This is a genomic window from Acinetobacter seifertii, from assembly GCF_016064815.1.
In the GTDB taxonomy this organism is placed as follows: Bacteria; Pseudomonadota; Gammaproteobacteria; order Pseudomonadales; family Moraxellaceae; genus Acinetobacter; species Acinetobacter seifertii.
Map to the genome: position 1 here is coordinate 1,541,534 of NZ_CP065820.1, position 17,696 is coordinate 1,559,229.

Genomic DNA, 17,696 nt, shown 5'->3' on the forward strand with positions numbered 1-17,696 from the left:
CTCCTAAAAAATGTTAAAAGCGAAAGGAGTTTTATTTTTATTGTATAGATTGATTATATAAACAACGATTATCGTAATTTTGGTCTAATCTGTGCTAATAAAACCAGATTCTAATTTGAAATGTATAAATCAAGTCCCATTAATTTTATTAAGGTAAGCAAACATAGTATGTATGAATGTGTATGATCAAGTTCATAAAATTCGTACTACGGTTTTCGAAAAGTATATAAGGAATAAAGATGAATATTGCGGCACAGCCTCCCGTTCAGGCAGATCAAACAGTTTATTTAAAAGATTATCAAAAACCTTCGTTCTTGGTTGAATCCATTAATCTTGATATTCAAGTTTATGACGATAAAACAATTGTTGATTCAACTTTAGTCATGAAGCGTCAAACTGCTGGAGACTTGGTGCTGTTGGGCCGTGACCTTGAGTTGCAATCTATTCAGCTCAATGGTCAAACGCTTACTCCTGCACAATATTTACTCGATAGTGAGCAACTGGTGATCACTAACGCACCAGATGAAGTCATTTTACAGACTCAAGTGATTATTCATCCTGAAACCAATACTCAGCTTGAAGGCTTATATAAAGCTGGCGATTTGTTTGTTACGCAAAACGAGCCTGAAGGCTTCCGCAAAATTACCTTCTATCCAGACCGTCCAGACGTACTTTCAGTCTTTACGACTCGTGTAGAAGCAGACAAAAAATACCCAGTATTACTTGCGAATGGTAACTTGCTTGAAACAGGTGAAGCGGGTGAAAACCGTCACTTTGCAATTTGGCAAGACCCAACTAAAAAGCCAAGCTATTTATTCGCCTGCGTTATTGGTGATTTAGCTGTACTTAAAGATCGTTATACGACTTCGGAAGGGCGTGATGTTGCCTTAGAAATCTATGCCATTGAGAAAGACATTCCAAAATGCCATATCGCAATGGAAGCTTTAAAGCATTCAATGCGTTGGGATGAAGAACATTACGGCCGTGCGTATGACCTAGACAACTATATGATTGTTGCGGTAAGCCAGTTCAATATGGGTGCAATGGAAAATAAAGGTTTAAATATCTTTAATACTTCATGTGTACTTGCTGATGAAGAATACACAACGGACGCAGCGATTATGCGTGTGCAGTCGGTGATTGCCCATGAGTATTTCCACAACTGGACAGGTAACCGTATTACTTGTCGTGACTGGTTCCAGCTCTGCTTAAAAGAAGGTTTAACGGTATTCCGTGATCAGTCTTTCTCGGAAGACTTACAATCTGCTGCGGTTCAACGTATTGATGACGTTGCTGTACTTAAATCACACCAATTCCCTGAAGATGCAGGTCCATTATCGCATCCACCACGTCCAGACCACTTTGTAGAAATTAATAACTTCTATACTGCGACAGTCTATGAAAAAGGTGCGGAAATTAACCGCATGATGTCGACTTTACTTGGTAAAGAAAAATACCGTAAGGGAACAGACGAATACTTCCGCCGTCATGACGGACAAGCCGTAACTGTAGAAGACTGGGTTGCTGCATTATCAGCAGGTTCGGGTGTCGATTTATCTGCATTTTTAACTTGGTATAACCAACCGGGTACACCAAAGCTTGAAGCAAAAGGTGAGTACGATGCAGCAGCACAAACTTACCGTTTAAGCTTTAAACAAAGTCTGAAAGCTCATCCTAAATATCCAAATTTAAAAGCTGTTCCAATTCCTGTGGCTTTAGCGCTATTTAATGCTAAAACAGGCGAGCAATATACATTGCACAGCAACAGCTTATTCGTTAATGATGTTAAAGATGGTGTGTACTTGTTTGATCAAGACGAGGCAACCATTGAATTCACAGGTGTGACTGAACAACCAGTTGTTTCGTTACTTCGTAATTTCTCTGCGCCTGTAAATCTTGTATTTGACTATACCGATGCAGAATTAGCTTTCTTAATTCAGCATGAAACCAATGGTTTTAACCAGTGGCAAGCAACTCAAACCTTGCTTGAGCGTATTTTGTTAGAAGACCATTCTGCCGATGCTTACATTCAAGCTATTCAAAGCACTTTACCTGAACTAGTTGGCCGTGACCCACTTTTAGCATCTCGTTTGTTTGATGTACCTAGTGAAGGTTATTTGGGTAGCCGTATTGATCAGGACTATGCACCAGCCGATGTTCATGTAAAACGTGAAGCCTTGCTGAATCGATTAGCACAAGAGTTAGGTTCTTTCTGGAAAGATACTTACCTTACCCTTGACCCAGACCTGCAAAAAGAATTTTCTTTAGCGATGGGTGTTCGTGCATTAAAAAATATCATGCTGATGATGATGGCTCGTCAGGGCGATCAAACTGCATTTGAATTGGCATATGAGCAATATCAAAACACAGGTAACATGTCTGAACGTTTAGGTGCATTACGTGTACTAGTTTGGCAAAATGCGCCTCAAGCGAAGCAAGCACTTACTGATTTTTATAACCGCTTTAAAGAAGAAGCATTATCTTTAGACCAATGGTTTATGATTCAGGCAGCCAATCCAAATGCGACAGCAGAAACAATCGAGTATTTAATTCAACATCCTGATTATGACCTAACGACGCCAAACCGTATTCGTGCTGTAAGTGGTGGCTTGTCAAATAACCCTGAAAATACTTGGGGCTTTGGTGTAGCGCACTTTATTAATCTTGCGCAATATCTTGACGAGAAAAATCCAATTTTAGGTTCACGTTTATTACAGGTATTGTCACGCTGGTATACGCTTGCAGAGCCTCAACGTACGCAAGTGCAACAAGCTTTGCAGGCATTACAGCCTAAAGTGAAATCTAAAAACGTTTCTGAAACTTTAAATAGTATGTTAAGCGTTTAATTATTTAACAATACTTAATAAAGGTCTCGTATGAGGCCTTTATTTTGATCATTATTTTGTATTTTTAAGCTATAAGTTTTTTTAATTAATATTAAATGTATTATTTAAATATATTGAAAAATAAAATACTTTAATTTTAAGTGAATTATTTTGTTAAAAAATTGATTTGTGTGATCAAATTCAATAAAAATATAGATTGAAACATTTGGTTAAATTTTTACAGGTAAATATTGTTGAATTTATTTTAAATTAAGATAAATCAATTATTTGTAACTGTGTTATGTCTTTTTTTATAATTGGAAATTAAGTTTTATTAACAATATTTTGTTAAATGGAAATTAAAAATAATAACAAACTCATGCATTTTAATTATTTTTATGTATGATATTTAAAATAGGATAAAAAATAAGCTTTAAAAGAGCAGTCAAATAAAAATGATTGTAAGGATAAGAGTTAATTTTTTTATATCTATTAATTTGGCAACTTAATATAAAAGGTTTTAGTCATGAAAAAGACTTTTTTAAATTTATCAGCACTTGCTATAGCATTAATTTCTGTTAATGCAGCAAATGCTGCTACAGCAACAGGGACATTAACTGTTAAAGCTGCAATCACGAATAGTTGTGTCCTTAATACCTCTGCAACCGGTACCACAACAAATGCCGTTTTAGATTTTGGCACACTAAGTTCTTTAGCAACCAATGAAGATGCTGATACTACAACGACAGGGGGAACTTCAATCAAAGTTTTATGTAACAACACTGTGCCATGGACTTTGTCTTTTGACGGTGGAAAAAATGCTCAAACAACCCAACGCCGTATGATTGGTGGGGCAACGAGTAACGAATATATTCCTTACAACCTGTTTTCAGATACAGGCCGTGCGACTGCAATTGGAATTGCTACAACAGCTTATAGTGGAACTGGTACTGGTATTGTACAAACAGTGAACGTATATGGACGTATTCCTGCTGGTTCAGCTTTACCAAGTGCAGGTAGTTATGTAGACACTGTAACAATAACCGTAACTTATTAAGTCGTACAAATTAGAAAAACTGTTAGCCCTTTCGAAAGGGCTAATATATTAAAAAAGATATATTTGAGTAAAACATGAAAAAAAATATTTTTATTGTTATGGGATTATTAATATCTTTATCTAGCACTATCAGCGCGGCTACAATTCGCCTTTCACCTGTTACTGTGGAAATTTTAAGTCATCAAAAAGCTTCTTCAATTAGTTTATATAATCAGTCGAACGAGAGTGCTGACTTACAAATACGTATATTTGAATGGACTCAGAATGATGGGCAAGATCAATTAATTCCAACAGATGATATTGCAATTAGTCCACCTTTCTTAAAATTAAAACCGAATGACTCTTATAATTTACGTGTAGTCCGCATTAAGCCGGAACCAATTTCTGGTGAAAAAACTTATCGTATTATTCTTGATGAATTACCAAAACCCATCGATAGTCGTAAAGCATCTCAAGGTGTAAATGTATTACTTCGCTCATCATTACCTGTATTTGTAGTGAATAAAGATGCAGTTACCCAACTGAACTGGAAAATTGATGCGAAGCAAAATGATACTTCCTTGAATATTAGTAATATTGGTAACAGACATGCACTTTTAAATGACTTAATTCTTGTAGATAACACAGAGAATAAAAGTTATCCGATTAAAGTAAATACCGTAAATGGTTATATTCTTTCCGGAAAATCAAAAAATTATTCAATTAATAATTTTACATATCAGCCAAATCACAAATACAGCATTTCTCTAACAGTTAATGGTAAAAAAACCACACTTTAAGAGGCTTATATGAAATATATTATAGGTGTCTTATGTGTCGCATATTTTCCAGCACATTTATTTGCTGAACAACTTTTAGATCATACAAACACTGCGGTTCCAAGTGTTCCTAAGTCTATAAGTAACAATAATAAATATATGCACGAAAAGACGGATGGACAAGAACAAGAAAATAATTTTACTCAGCTATTTTTAAATATTTCTATTAATTCAAATACCTCTGAAGACTTGTTTTCTGTAAAACAATCTAAAGATGAAAAACTATATATTCGTTCTAGTGACTTAAAAGCCTTAAGACTGAAAATGGATGAACATATCCCTGACAGCCAATGGGTATGTATTAATGAACTGAAAGGAATCCAGTTTAAGTATCTGGAAAATGAGCAGTCTCTAAACTTACAAGTTCCTGCGAGTATGTTGAGTGACTATTCTGTTGACTTAACTGGTCAACCGACTACAAACACCAACTTACTAAAAATGAAACCTTTAAATGCTGCAATTCTGAATTACAACATGTATCACACCATTACCAATGATGAGAGTATTTTCTCAGGTTCGGCAGAAGGGATTTTTAACAGCGCGCTTGGTAATTTTTCATCAGGCGTTTTATACAACGGTAGTAATGAAAATAGTTATAGCCACGAGAAATGGGTACGTCTGGACAGTAAATGGCAATATGTAGACCCTGAAAAAGTTAGGATATATACCCTAGGTGACTTTATTTCTAATAGTTCTGATTGGGGCAGTAGTGTGCGTCTTGCAGGTTTGCAGTGGTCGAGTGCATATACCCAACGTGGGGATATTGTTACTTCAGCGCTGCCACAGTTTTCCGGTTCAGCGGCGCTGCCTTCTACACTGGACTTATACGTTAACCAGCAAAAGATTTATTCAGGCCTTGTTCCTTCAGGTCCATTTGATGTTAAGCAGCTCCCGTTTATTTCAGGAAATGAAGTCACTCTGGTCACCACCGATGCAACAGGTCAGCAAACCATTACTAAAAAACCTTATTACTTTTCATCGAAGATTCTGGCAAAAGGTATAAATGAGTTTTCAGTCGATGTTGGGGTTCCGCGTTATAACTACGGACTGTACTCAAACGATTATGATGATGCCACCTTTGCCTCTGGTGCAATTCGTTATGGTTATAGCAACTCACTGACTTTGAGTGGTGGTGCAGAAGCTTCAACAGATGGTCTTTCCAATGTTGGAACAGGCTTTGCCAAGAACCTGTTTGGTGTTGGGGTGATTAATGCCGACATTGCTGCAAGTCAGTATAAAGATGAAAATGGCTATTCGGCTCTGATCGGCTTAGAAGGGCGAATTAGCAAGAATATTTCATTTAACACCAGCTACCGCAAAGTATTTGATAACTACTTTGACTTGGCACGGGTGTCGCAAATTCGATATTTGAAAGAAAATCAGGTTAATGCTGAATCACAAAACTATTTAAACTACAGCGCGCTGGCAGATGAGATTATTAGGGCAGGGATTAACTATAACTTTTATACAGGCTATGGTGTTTATGTCGGCTATAACCAGATCAAATACAGTGATAACTCGTATAAGTTACTGTCTGCCAACTTAAGTGGAACTTTAAACAAGAACTGGGGTTTTTATAGTTCAGCATATAAGGATTATGAGAACCATAAGGACTATGGCATTTACTTTGCGCTGCGCTATACGCCATCTACCAGAGTCAATGCGATTTCTAGTGTATCCAGTGATAGTGGCAGGCTGAGTTATCGCCAAGAAGTATTTGTTTTATCGGAACCGCAAGTTGGTTCATTTGGATGGGGTGGTTATGTTGAGCGCAATCAGGATACGCATGACAATAATGCATCAGTCTATGGCTCTTATCGAGCACGAGCTGCGTACCTGACAGGTCGTTATAACCGAATTGGAGATAATGACCAAGTTGCACTTTCAGCGACAGGATCTTTAGTTGCAGCAGCAGGCCGTATATTTGCGGCCAATGAAATTGGAGATGGTTATGCTGTTGTCACCAATGCTGGACCGCAAAGCCAAATTTTAAATGGTGGGATAAATCTAGGAACAACGGACAAGTCTGGAAGGTTTCTTATACCAAGCCTTATGCCGTATAGAGAGAACCATATTTATTTAGATCCATCATATCTGCCTTTAAATTGGAATGTTAAATCTACAGATCAAAAAACAGTAGTAGGCTATCGCCAAGGGACTTTAGTCGACTTTGGTGCTCATCAGGTTATTTCAGGTTTGGTGAGAGTAGTTGATAAAAATAACTCACCATTATTACCGGGTTATAGCGTTCGAATTAATGGGCAACAAGATGCTGTAGTGGGCTACGATGGCGAAGTATTTGTTCCCAACCTATTACAACAAAACAAACTTGAAGTAGATCTTCTCGATCATGGTTCATGCCAAGTTAACTTCACTTATAACAGTAATCAGTACTCAACTAAAAAATTGGGACCTTATATATGTCATTAAATATTATGAATAAGGCTCAAATAGAGAGCTATAAAAAAAATTCCTTATCTTTAAAGTACTTTATAGGTATTTGCTTATTTTATCTCGTTTACGCTTTTTTTAGTCCAACACATGCTGCTTGTACGGTAGCTGGAACCACAAATAACACGTTTATTTACACTGCAGCAAATATTAATAGCGATGCAACTGTAAACTTTTCAGGAACAATTACTTGCACGAATGGAGGACTACCTCAGATTTCTCCATTTATGTGTATGAAGACAGTATTTACAGGGGCAACTACTACAAATAATAGCGTATCGTTACCATATACAGTTACAGCAACTGTAGGCGGAGCAGGTTCTTCTACCACCAATCAAACTTCCAATGTTTGGTATGGTCCAGTGGTAACAATCGCTTCAAATAATATTCTTAGTTACTCTGTAAATGTGAAAGTACCCGCGCGAACGGGGTCACTCATTGCATACCCTCAAGGAACCTATACAGCTACGGTTCAACTATTTTGGGATATGGATCTTCTAGCGGCGTTATGTTTAGGGGATGTCATCAGTTGGAGTTCTGGAAATGTAACTTTAACAGCAAATTTTGTGGTACCGACGCTTTGCCAATTAAACTCAACTTCAACTGTCGATTTTGGCAATATTAACGATATTGGTACGACTAGTCGCGATTACACTACTCAAGGGGCTATAAATACAACATGTAACTCTGGAACGCCATATACGATTTATTTAGGGGATGGCAATAACCGCATAAGCGGAGGGTTCAGGCGTATGGCTAATAGCAACAATGAGTTTATTCCCTATCAGTTATATAAAGATTCTAACTATAGTTCGGTGTGGGATGCTACAGGTGGGGTAGCTAGTATTGGTGGAGCAGGTGGAGTGTCTGGCACAGGATCAGGTAACGCTCAAACTACAACCGTTTATGGGAAAATTCCGCAGGGTACTACCATTGCAAGTAGGCCAGGTGCTTACTCCGATAATGTTGTGGTTACAGTGACTTATTAATTATTTTAGGCACTATTTCTTTAAAAGAGATAGTGCTTTATTAATTATAAGATTTAGTTTTTTTAATTATTAAGAAGTGATAAGTATGCCATTTATCAGATTTAGTTAAATTATTTATGTATTTATATATACTAAACGTTCAAATATAAAAAAGGATAATGACGTGAAAAAGATAATTTTAGCAACAATAGTAGGTGTTTCGGGTATGAGTAACTCTTTTGCTGAATGTACCTATAACTTTGATGCTAGCTTACAAGACTTAAAAGCTTTCGAAGCTGCAAAATCAGCTCAGGCAACTAATCATCGTTATGTAGAACAAGTGGCGAATATAAATAATGTAAATCAGTCAGGTTATGATGTTATACATTATTATTCAAATAAAGATGTCGATACATTTTTAGCTTCTAAAAAATATATTCAATTTAAAACTCAATATCCATTTGATACGCCAGGTAATGCTCCTTTAATAGATAAGCCTATTGCTAGTTCAGATATTTTTGTACAGGAATTCATTTTTGATGTGAATAACTTAAGGGTTAACCTTGGTAATAATTCTCAGATGTATGAGTATGGTTTTAATATTAGTGGATCTTCAGACTCTAAATTGGAATTTACACTAAATTTAATGTTTACAAAAGGTAATAATTATTCAGGGATTATGGATGGAGATTCTATCTCTTCTTTTGGGGCTACGTATAAATTAGATGGTAATGGTAATTTAGCATTCTTAAGTGCCGCTAGAACTAGTAATCCAGTAGAAGTTCCAGCAGATGGAAAGGTTAGGGTAGGTATTTATGTGAATCAAAATACTAAACAGGTTGGCTATATTATTAATGGTAATAATTATGGCTACTTGAGCCTTACGATGGAAAATAAATTAAAATATATAGGTTTTATGGGTGTAATTAACCAAGATCATTTCGCCAACTCTGCCTTAACTGGAAAAACGGTAGGACTTCAATTGGTTACAGATAAATCAAAAATGCAGTTTACTTACCCAACAGGGGCAAAAGATATTTGTGGTTTAGCTTTATAACAAAACAGCACTCAAGGCTATGTATCTTATTTTTGTGATACATAGCTTTGCAAAAGTCTATAAATTAAAAGGTAACGTAAATACTTAAAGCTGTTTTTTAATCATAATAAAAATCAAATAATTCTTAGTTTTCGGAACTTGGCCGTCATCAAAAATGGTTTGACTTAAAAAGCTATTCTGTATATTTATTTGTTAGTTCCAAAAAAGAACTAGTCAGTAAAACAGGCAATTAAAAAATAAAGGTGAATAAATGTCGGATATTATTTTGCACCAGTGGGAAATTTCTCCATTTTGTCAAAAAGTTGCAAGGGCTTTGAAATTTAAGGGAATTTCATTTAATACAGTGAACTATAACGGTATTCTTGGTGCTAAAGTTCCTTTGCTGAGTAAAGTGGGTAAAGTGCCTGTTATAGATGATAAAGGGCAACGTATACAAGACAGTACCCGTATTGCTCGTTATTTAGATGAAGCCTATCCAGATACACCGCGACTTTATCCTGAAGATCCAAATCAGAAGGCACTTGCCGAACTGTGGGAAGACTGGGCAGATGAGTCTCTTTATTTTTATGAAGTGTATTTAAGGGTAAATGACTCGGAAGCTTTAGAAGAAGCCATCCGTATTAGTAGCATTGGGCGCCCAGCGTATGAAAAGCCAATGGTAAAAGCTTTTATTTTAGCCGAATTAAAAACACAGCTTTTCTTTCAAGGTTTGGGCCGAATGAAAGCTGAAAATGTTGAAGCAGAGTTTATTAAACACTTAGATCGTATTGAGCAGGTGTTATCACAAAGTGAATGGTTGGTTGGAGATAACCAAACGATTGCAGACATTGCTGTGGTTGCTCAACTTGGTGAAGTCGTTCGAACAAGCAAAAAGTTTGGTAAAGAAATTTTGAATCGTCCGTTTATTGCTTTATGGTATAAAAAACAAACAGGGTGAAACGACTATGTCATTAGAACCACCGAGTAAAACACGAGATTGTGCAGTTATTATTGGTGTCGGAGCTTCACAGGGGATTGGTGCAGCCGTTTGTCATCGTTTTGCAAAAGAAGGATTAAAAGTTTACGTTGCTGGGCGAACTTTCCAGAAAATTGAAGCAGTCGCTGCCGAAATTCATATAAAAGGTGGTGAGGCTACCGCATTTCGTTTAGATGCTGAAGATATACATCAAGTACAAGCCTTGTTTGACACCATTACTAGTCAAAACGAACGTATTACTGCTGTTATTCATAATGTCGGAGGAAATATTCCCTCAATTTTTTTACGTAGCCCACTCTCATTTTTCAATCAAATGTGGCAATCCACATTTTTATCGGCTTATTTGGTTTCTCAAAGCAGTCTAAGAATTTTTAAAGAACAAAAACACGGTACGCTTATTTTTACTGGGGCGAGTGCTTCATTACGGGGAAAGCCCTTTTTCGCTGCTTTTACGATGGGCAAATCTGCCTTACGAGCTTATGCATTAAATCTAGCTCAACTATATAAAACTCAAGGCATTCATATTGCGCATGTCATTATTGATGGAATGGTTGATGGGGATAGAGTGAATAAAGCTTTATTTGGTCTAGGCCGTTTAGCACGCCTTACACGTGGGACGGGCGGGCTTAATCTTAATGCAATAGCAGAAAACTATTGGATGCTTTACCTACAAAGTCCTGAACTCTGGACACATGAGTTAGATTTACGCCCATACCAAGAAAAATTTTGAGAGACTTATATGCTAAAAACAATATTTCAGAAGTTTCAAAAAAAGCAGGGCTGTGTAGTGGTTGCAGGCCATGATATAGAACTACCTGATCAAAGTTTTGTAATTTTAGATAAACACAGCCAATCTCCATTACACGTTTATCAAGTCGTACATGATTCAATTGTTCAGAACATACAAGTTAGCTCTGTAAATGATGGCATAACAAGTGTTCGTTTAAACTTGGTAAATACTAAGCACTTAAAAAGTCTGCTGAAATATATAACAGAGCATCGCCATACCATTGAGTTATGCGTCTTTCAGCCAAATTTTTCATCTGCACCAAATATTGAATCTTTATCTTTAGAAGAAATTGAGCACAGTTGGCAGACTACAGGTTTAAGTGCAGTGAGCGTGTCGCAATTAGTGCTTAAACCGATGCTAAAGCAGCAAAGAGGTACAGTTATTTTTCTTGGAGCATCATCTCATAATTCACCTCACCACGATGTATTAAGCCAAAGTATGTTTGCGGGTATTCGTGCGTTATCACAGTCATTGGCAAGAGAGTTTCAGCCCAAAGGCATACATGTGACGTATTGCATGGTAGAAAAATGGGATGGACAAAACCCGCACTTTATTTCATCTGTAAAACAAGTGTGCCAGTACATCTATCATCAACCTGACTCTGCATGGAGCCAAGAACTTAGCATATCGTGAGATTTTACTTTCGAGTGTTCTTAAAATAGAGTACTGCTTTGGAATGACAGCACAACAATAATTTCGATAGGTACTTAAATGTTAAATATTAAGAACGTTCAACAAACGGTTAAAGTAGCGACTACAGTGGCAGCTTTGATGTGCTTTTCTTCATTGGCACAAGCATATCAATATGATCAAACAGCACGTTTAGTTAACGAGCGCTTATCTTATATGAAAGATGTCGCAGGCTATAAAGCAGAGCAGCATTTACCGATTGAAGATTTAGCTCAAGAAAAGAAAGTACTTGACCAATCACTTTCTGAAGCCGAATCTTTTGGACTGAACAGTGAAACAGTAAAGCCATTTATAGTGGTGCAAATGGATGTGGCTAAAGCAATTCAGTACCGTTATAGAGCAGATTGGTTGTCGAGTCCTGAAACCAATTGGAAGCCTCATGACTTAAGCGAAGTGCGTTTAAAAATTAGTTCTTTAAACACCGAACTTCTAAAAAATATTGCCTATGAACTCAAGAAAAATAATAACAAGGCACCGCATGGCTGTAGCTATATGTGGCCAGTTCAGCACCCTCAGCTAAAAGAAGCCGACAAGAAGGCTTTATGTGCAACATTGAATAAAATCAAATTAAAACAATGAAGCACCTAAAGCGGCTTATATAAGTCAATTATTCAATCAACATTAAGTCGGCAGTGTTGGCAGATTTAAGTGGTCGTAAAGCAAAGGTTGAACGTGTATGCCGAATACCTTTAATCGAATAGAGCTTTTTACGTAAAAAGCGTTCGTAATGTTCGGCATCTTTTACGGCCACTTTCACCAAGTAATCATAGTCACCCGTAACTAAATGCGCCTCGACCACTTCAGGAATATCTGCCAAAGCTTCACTAAAGTTTTCTAGCATTTCGTCATCGTGGCGTTCTAGCGTAATTTCAATAAAGAATAACTCGTGAATGCCAATCGCTTTTGGGTTTACGTTTACCGTATAGCCTTCAATAATTTTTAGAGTTTCTAAACGTTTGAGTCGAGTCCAGCAGGGCGAGGATGAAAGCCCAACTTCTTCGGCGAGCTGTGCAACTGTTAAGCGGCCATTTCCACGAAGGGCAGATAATATTTTCCGATCTATGCGATCTAGTGTGTATTCTGTGCTGTTCAAAATATAAACCAAAGAAGATTCTTCTGTTAATTTTTAATATACGTGATTTTTATGCTGAGATCATTTAAAAAAACTGAAAATACAGTAAACATTTTGAGGTCGACAGCCATACACTATTTCTATGCATCGGACTCTACTGGATAGGAGTTGTGATGGAGCAAAGAGCACTGTTTCAGTAAGGGTGACTAAACAGTGCTCTTTGCGGATCTTATAAAAATTTAAATATGCGTATTTTTTGCTTTGAAAATTGCTTTAAAAAACAACTTTCACATATATCTTAATTTTATTTAAAAAAATCTATTTGCATGTCTATCACATACTGTTTCAAAAGACTAAATGCACTGATTCAATGAAGTTAATTCTCATTTTTATTTTATAACTATTCTTATATAGCCTTATAATCTCTTTTATTAAACGCTTAATAGAATGTTATTAACTAGAATAATAATTTAACTAATAAAGATAATTATAAAAACTTATATCACTTATCCATTAAAAATTAATCCCACATTTTTATTAAGGTGATGAAATATTCAAAAGATAAGAGGATTTATCTAACTTTCTTATTATTAATAGACACTTGTAAACAATTATTATTTAATACGCCCGCAACATTGCCACTTATACTTTTAATAATTTTATCGGGGAAATAATGCGTAATTTTTTAGTAACAGCTTTCACTTTATTGGTAGGTTCATCAGTTTATGCTGCTCAAGAGCCTAAAACTTATATACAGCGAACAACTTGCGAGAGAACAGTACAACTACATGGTTTTTTAAGCCGTGCTCAACTCGATTGTAATTATCACTATACTTCACAAGAATTAGTTCATGAATCTGACAAATGTACCAAACATGAACTAGGTGAAAAGTATGGTAAAGAAGTTATGAGATTAGGTATGGACCAATTTGAAGCACGCAAACGTGAAGATATGAAAGGACAATTATGTAGCACGGTTTTAAAAGAGTTTCCAAACTATATTAGAAAATAAAATGGAATCTTAAAAAGCCTCTGTAGGCAAGCCGATAAAATGGATTTTATGATTCATTTTATCGGTGTATCTTTAAATATTACTGATAATTTTAAATCTCAAAAAATAAAAGATAATGTAATGGATTAATAAATCATTTTACTAAAACTTTTAATGATTTATTTCTAGCCAATATCACATTGACACTTAAAATTTCTCTTATTATTCTCTGCGGTAGAATGGAGGTGGGACGCTTTATGCGTGCTGATTCTTGTGTATCAGTCTGTCAACCTGCCTTCATTCACTCATACATTTATATAAAAGTGTAGTTGAGATCGTATTCATATTTATAAGTTAATGTGTGTTAAGCAAATATAATATATTCTATTCAATAGATTAACGAATCTAATCTAATGAAAAACAAAAAATTATTTATCCATTTTCTAGCCAATATCACATTGACACCCCAAATCTCTCCGATTATCCTTTGCCTGCTGGCCTACATTGCCAGTCGACTTTGACAGGTCGCCATCATCTAGAACATCAAGAAAGTAATTTTTTGGTGTTGAACTCGTTCGTCTCCCTTCGTAGCGGTAGGACGGAGGAGGGACGCCTTCGGGCGTGCCAGTTCCTAGATGACTGGTCTGTCAACCCGCCTTCGTTCTACCACCATAATCATTTGACAGTGATTGGGTAGAACTTCTATTTCATCTAGGAGTTCGCTATGCGTACTATTTCTTCTCATTTATTGGCCTTTGCCAAAGTCTCTCTGTTCATACGATTTAAACAGTCTATAAATCGGTTTAATCGACTCTAGGTTTTCTGCACCGTAAGAATCGTTACGACTCAAAAATCATAGCAACAATAAACCCGAGATAGGCGAGCACACCTTTATTGTGCCGCTTTTGCATGCCCGTTTTTACCGCTCAATTTAAGAGTGACGGCATTTTTATCTCTTTTATATACAACAAAAAATTATTTTAAACGGTACAAATATGTCACCTTTAGTACTTTCTACACGTGCTTTAAAAGTTGTGAATCATGCAATTCATTTATTCCATCAACACGGATTTCACCTTGTTGGTGTCGACAGAATAGTGAAAGAGTCTGAAATTACAAAAATGACGTTTTATCATTACTTTCAGTCCAAAGCGCGGTTTATTGAAATCTGTCTACTTGTGCAAAAACAACGTCTTCAAGACAAAGTCGTTGCAACGGTGGAATATGACCAAGACTCAAGTGTGAGAGACAAACTCAAAACACTGTATGACTTACATACAGACTTAGAAGGGCCGTATTACCTGTTATTGAAAACCATTTTTGAAACTAAAAATAATTATCCAAACGCTTATCAAACTGCAGTGAGATATAGAATGTGGCTCACCAATGAAATCTATAGTCAGCTAAGAATGCTTAAAGCATATACTTCGTATGATGAAGCTAAACTATTTTTACAGATGATTGAAGGTGCTATTATTCAAAGGCAGAGTCATAACGATGTAGATGAGCGGGACAAACAATTCGAATATTTTATAGCGATGTTTTTATAGAAATACTCTAAAAATAAAAGCCCCGAGGTTGGGGCTTTTACTGTATTAGGTGCTAACCAAAGTTCTTACCATTTATGACTATAAGTCACTTTAAGCGTTATACCATTTGCAACTAAGTGGCTGGTGTTATCGTTCGTTCTTAGTAATTGGCTATAAAGCGGGTAGTACTTGCGGTTAAACATGTTTTCTAGGCCAATCGTCATGGTGTCTTTCTTGTTAAGTGCAAAGCTACTGATCAAATCTGCTGTGGTATAAGATTTTACATCGTAACGACCAAAACTATTTACACCATTTAGACGGTAATCTTCTGAACCGAAGTAAGTTGCTTGTAATCGGTTCGTCCAAGTTTCAGTTGGACTGTAAGAGATATAACCCGTGAGTTTTAATGGTGGAATACGGAAACCCGTCATGTCTTGTTCAGCACCGTTTTGAGGTTTTTCACGGCCTTTCATCCACGTAACACTACCGCCAGTTCCCCACACATTTGCATCATCAAGATAATCAAGTGTTGCTTCAACCCCAGTAACTTTCTCTTTCGTTCTAGCCAGTACTAAACCATTGTTGAATGATTGCACAGCACCTAAGTCAGAAGTAGAGTGGAACACCGCTAAGCTTGAAGAGAAGTTATTAAAGTTACCTTTCCAGCCGAGTTCGTAGTTATCAACTTTTACAGGCTCTAAGAATGATGATCCAAGGTTAAAACCTTCACCAGCATTACGAATAATCAAGCCAACATCAGGTAACTGGAAACCTTGGTTAAACGATGCATAGATCGAGTGCTGGTCGTTTGGTGAGAAAGTCACATTAGCATTGTACAACCATGCATCAGCTTTCACTTTTCCACCCGGAACTGTGTAAGGGTTAGTTTTGCCTAATTGTGATAAGGGAACAAAGCTATCAATTTGCGCATAGCTGTCTTCATAGCGTGTACCAGCTTCTGCTGACCATTGGTCATTAAAGCGGTGTTTTAGCTGTACAAAACCACCCACACTTTGCGTGGTCAGTTCAGGTAGATAAATCAGTTTTCCGATTTTTACAAACTCTAAACCGCCAGATTGATCATAAATATTAGGGTCGAAAATATCTAAAGGCATTTCGCTTTTTTCGCGGCTAAAGTCACCACCCCAAACCAATGATGTATCACCTAAAAACTCAAGGGGAGTGGTTACCGTTAAGCGGCTACCAAGTACGTTATTTTCTTGATAAATCTGGTCGACTTGTTTACCACGGTTGGCATTTGCACGGGCATCAAACGGTGAAAAACGGGTAAAGAAGTCACGGTAATAAATTTGAGCATCAACCTTATTACCTAATAAGTCTTTATTGGTATAGGTTAAATTGTAGATCTGGTTTTCATTTTTATTTTGGTCTTTAAGCTTTAAGCCTTTAATTGCTTTTGCTGGCACTGTACCAGCTGGAGCTTTTTTAACACTTGGGTCAGATGCATAATCTGAGTCTTGCTCTGCATTATAGTAGTTTGCAGCAAACTGTAGATATTGATTGTCATCAATATGATAACCCAGTTTACCGCCTAAGCTATAGCCATCGGAATCATAAAGGTCGCCCTGACTTGGTTCAGGTGCAACACGGTCACCACTTGCATCGTATGGGCTACCAATACGTTGATAACCAAAATCAAACGCATAATCAAAGGCATTAAAGCTGCCTGTGAAATATTGGTGAATATCTCCACCCAAAGCATCAGAACGGAAATTCGTTAAAGGCGTTTGTAGCCCAATAACGGTTTTTGCTGTAGGTTCACCACCCGCAGCTTTTGTGGTAATTGAAATAATACCACCCGCAGCACCACCGCCATAAATTGCGTTACTGCCGCGAATCACTTCAATGTTGGCAATACTTTCAGGGTCAATGGCTGAAAGTCCTCTCGCTGTATCACGAGTGAGGTTCATTGGCACGCCATCCACCAAAATAAGCGCATTACGGCCACGTAAAGTTTGACCATAGTCGGTAATGGTTCGGCTTGAGTCCGATAGGCCCGGTACGGCTTTGGCTAAAACAGTCGCAATGTTTCCAGACGAACCATTTTTTAAAAGTTCAATTTGTTTTTCATCGAGCTTGGTGACTTGTTTGGCAGAGGTAGAGAGTTCATCTGCACGTGAAGCGGTAATGGTAATAGTAGGGAGGGCTTCAGGCTTTTTTTCTGTTTCTGTGGTGTCAGAAGTTGAAGCTGCAAATGCTGAGTTTGAAAGAATAATGGCTCCACCAAGTGAAAGAAGTGGAATGATATTTTTAACTTCAGATTTCCTCGTTAAAAGCTTATTACTTTTCTTATTTCTCATTGTCTCGCCCCGAGAGTGATTTTAAATTGACCGAATTATAAATGAGAATCATTGTAATTAACAATATTATTAATTGCTTTAAAATAATATATTTGAAATTTATTCAATGAATTAGGGGAATAGGCATTTATTCCCCTAAAAGATTTGAACA

General features: G+C 36.8%; 14 protein-coding genes. 12 read left to right on the top strand and 2 right to left on the bottom strand.

The features are described 5' to 3' along the window. Positions 1 to 239 precede the first annotated feature (239 nt). From pepN to I8T81_RS07320, 10 genes are all read left to right on the top strand, one after another. Positions 240 to 2,846 carry an aminopeptidase N gene (gene pepN / locus I8T81_RS07275; RefSeq protein ID WP_198072468.1) on the top strand — a complete coding sequence of 869 codons (2,607 nt, stop codon included), beginning with the start codon at positions 240 to 242 and terminating at the stop codon, positions 2,844 to 2,846. 505 nt (positions 2,847 to 3,351) lie between these two features. Next, positions 3,352 to 3,882, top strand: a complete 531-nt coding sequence (locus I8T81_RS07280) for a Csu type fimbrial protein (protein WP_019458285.1) — start codon at positions 3,352 to 3,354, stop codon at positions 3,880 to 3,882. A gap of 74 nt (positions 3,883 to 3,956) precedes the next feature. Further along, complete coding sequence (locus I8T81_RS07285) at positions 3,957 to 4,661, top strand: fimbrial biogenesis chaperone (protein ID WP_198072469.1); 705 nt, start codon at positions 3,957 to 3,959, stop codon at positions 4,659 to 4,661. Positions 4,662 to 4,670: 9 nt separating this feature from the next. Next, positions 4,671 to 7,130, top strand: coding sequence for a fimbria/pilus outer membrane usher protein (locus I8T81_RS07290; RefSeq protein ID WP_198072470.1), 2,460 nt, complete (start codon positions 4,671 to 4,673; stop codon positions 7,128 to 7,130). Continuing rightward, positions 7,121 to 8,140 (top strand): Csu type fimbrial protein, encoded by a 1,020-nt coding sequence (locus I8T81_RS07295; RefSeq protein ID WP_198072471.1) that lies wholly within the window; start codon positions 7,121 to 7,123, stop codon positions 8,138 to 8,140. The genes I8T81_RS07290 and I8T81_RS07295 overlap by 10 nt, the downstream gene beginning before the upstream one ends. 163 nt (positions 8,141 to 8,303) lie before the next feature. Continuing rightward, a complete protein-coding gene (locus I8T81_RS07300; RefSeq protein ID WP_198072472.1) occupies positions 8,304 to 9,176 on the top strand; it encodes a DUF4882 family protein in 873 nt (290 codons plus the stop codon). 250 nt (positions 9,177 to 9,426) lie between these two features. Further along, a complete protein-coding gene (locus I8T81_RS07305; RefSeq protein ID WP_198072473.1) occupies positions 9,427 to 10,113 on the top strand; it encodes a glutathione S-transferase family protein in 687 nt (228 codons plus the stop codon). Between the two features lie 7 nt (positions 10,114 to 10,120). Then, complete coding sequence (locus tag I8T81_RS07310; protein WP_198072474.1) at positions 10,121 to 10,882, top strand: SDR family NAD(P)-dependent oxidoreductase; 762 nt, start codon at positions 10,121 to 10,123, stop codon at positions 10,880 to 10,882. 9 nt (positions 10,883 to 10,891) lie between these two features. After that, complete coding sequence (locus I8T81_RS07315; protein WP_198072475.1) at positions 10,892 to 11,575, top strand: SDR family NAD(P)-dependent oxidoreductase; 684 nt, start codon at positions 10,892 to 10,894, stop codon at positions 11,573 to 11,575. A gap of 78 nt (positions 11,576 to 11,653) precedes the next feature. Continuing rightward, positions 11,654 to 12,211 (top strand): chorismate mutase, encoded by a 558-nt coding sequence (locus I8T81_RS07320; RefSeq protein WP_198072476.1) that lies wholly within the window; start codon positions 11,654 to 11,656, stop codon positions 12,209 to 12,211. A 28-nt stretch (positions 12,212 to 12,239) separates the two neighbouring features. Here the strand turns inward: I8T81_RS07320 and I8T81_RS07325 are convergent, their stop codons facing one another. Then, positions 12,240 to 12,725, bottom strand: a complete 486-nt coding sequence (locus tag I8T81_RS07325) for an Lrp/AsnC family transcriptional regulator (RefSeq protein WP_031944456.1) — start codon at positions 12,723 to 12,725, stop codon at positions 12,240 to 12,242. 652 nt (positions 12,726 to 13,377) lie between these two features. Between I8T81_RS07325 and I8T81_RS07330 the strand changes: the two genes are divergently transcribed. Next, positions 13,378 to 13,716, top strand: coding sequence for a hypothetical protein (locus I8T81_RS07330; protein WP_002048670.1), 339 nt, complete (start codon positions 13,378 to 13,380; stop codon positions 13,714 to 13,716). Between the two features lie 974 nt (positions 13,717 to 14,690). Beyond that, positions 14,691 to 15,245 carry a TetR/AcrR family transcriptional regulator gene (locus I8T81_RS07335; RefSeq protein ID WP_198072477.1) on the top strand — a complete coding sequence of 185 codons (555 nt, stop codon included), beginning with the start codon at positions 14,691 to 14,693 and terminating at the stop codon, positions 15,243 to 15,245. Between the two features lie 65 nt (positions 15,246 to 15,310). On the opposite strand, the gene I8T81_RS07340 is transcribed toward I8T81_RS07335, so the two are convergent. Further along, a complete protein-coding gene (locus I8T81_RS07340; protein ID WP_198072478.1) occupies positions 15,311 to 17,545 on the bottom strand; it encodes a TonB-dependent receptor in 2,235 nt (744 codons plus the stop codon). Positions 17,546 to 17,696: the final 151 nt, after the last annotated feature.

What these genes read in the sequence shown, in the direction of transcription:
- pepN (WP_198072468.1), top strand. Translation starts at nt 240, where the DNA reads ATGAATATTGCGGCACAGCCTCCCGTTCAGGCAGATCAAACAGTTTAT.
- I8T81_RS07280 (WP_019458285.1), top strand. Translation starts at nt 3,352, where the DNA reads ATGAAAAAGACTTTTTTAAATTTATCAGCACTTGCTATAGCATTAATT.
- I8T81_RS07285 (WP_198072469.1), top strand. Translation starts at nt 3,957, where the DNA reads ATGAAAAAAAATATTTTTATTGTTATGGGATTATTAATATCTTTATCT.
- I8T81_RS07290 (WP_198072470.1), top strand. Translation starts at nt 4,671, where the DNA reads ATGAAATATATTATAGGTGTCTTATGTGTCGCATATTTTCCAGCACAT.
- I8T81_RS07295 (WP_198072471.1), top strand. Translation starts at nt 7,121, where the DNA reads ATGTCATTAAATATTATGAATAAGGCTCAAATAGAGAGCTATAAAAAA.
- I8T81_RS07305 (WP_198072473.1), top strand. Translation starts at nt 9,427, where the DNA reads ATGTCGGATATTATTTTGCACCAGTGGGAAATTTCTCCATTTTGTCAA.
- I8T81_RS07310 (WP_198072474.1), top strand. Translation starts at nt 10,121, where the DNA reads ATGTCATTAGAACCACCGAGTAAAACACGAGATTGTGCAGTTATTATT.
- I8T81_RS07315 (WP_198072475.1), top strand. Translation starts at nt 10,892, where the DNA reads ATGCTAAAAACAATATTTCAGAAGTTTCAAAAAAAGCAGGGCTGTGTA.
- I8T81_RS07320 (WP_198072476.1), top strand. Translation starts at nt 11,654, where the DNA reads ATGTTAAATATTAAGAACGTTCAACAAACGGTTAAAGTAGCGACTACA.
- I8T81_RS07330 (WP_002048670.1), top strand. Translation starts at nt 13,378, where the DNA reads ATGCGTAATTTTTTAGTAACAGCTTTCACTTTATTGGTAGGTTCATCA.
- I8T81_RS07335 (WP_198072477.1), top strand. Translation starts at nt 14,691, where the DNA reads ATGTCACCTTTAGTACTTTCTACACGTGCTTTAAAAGTTGTGAATCAT.
- I8T81_RS07340 (WP_198072478.1), bottom strand. Translation starts at nt 17,545, where the DNA reads ATGAGAAATAAGAAAAGTAATAAGCTTTTAACGAGGAAATCTGAAGTT.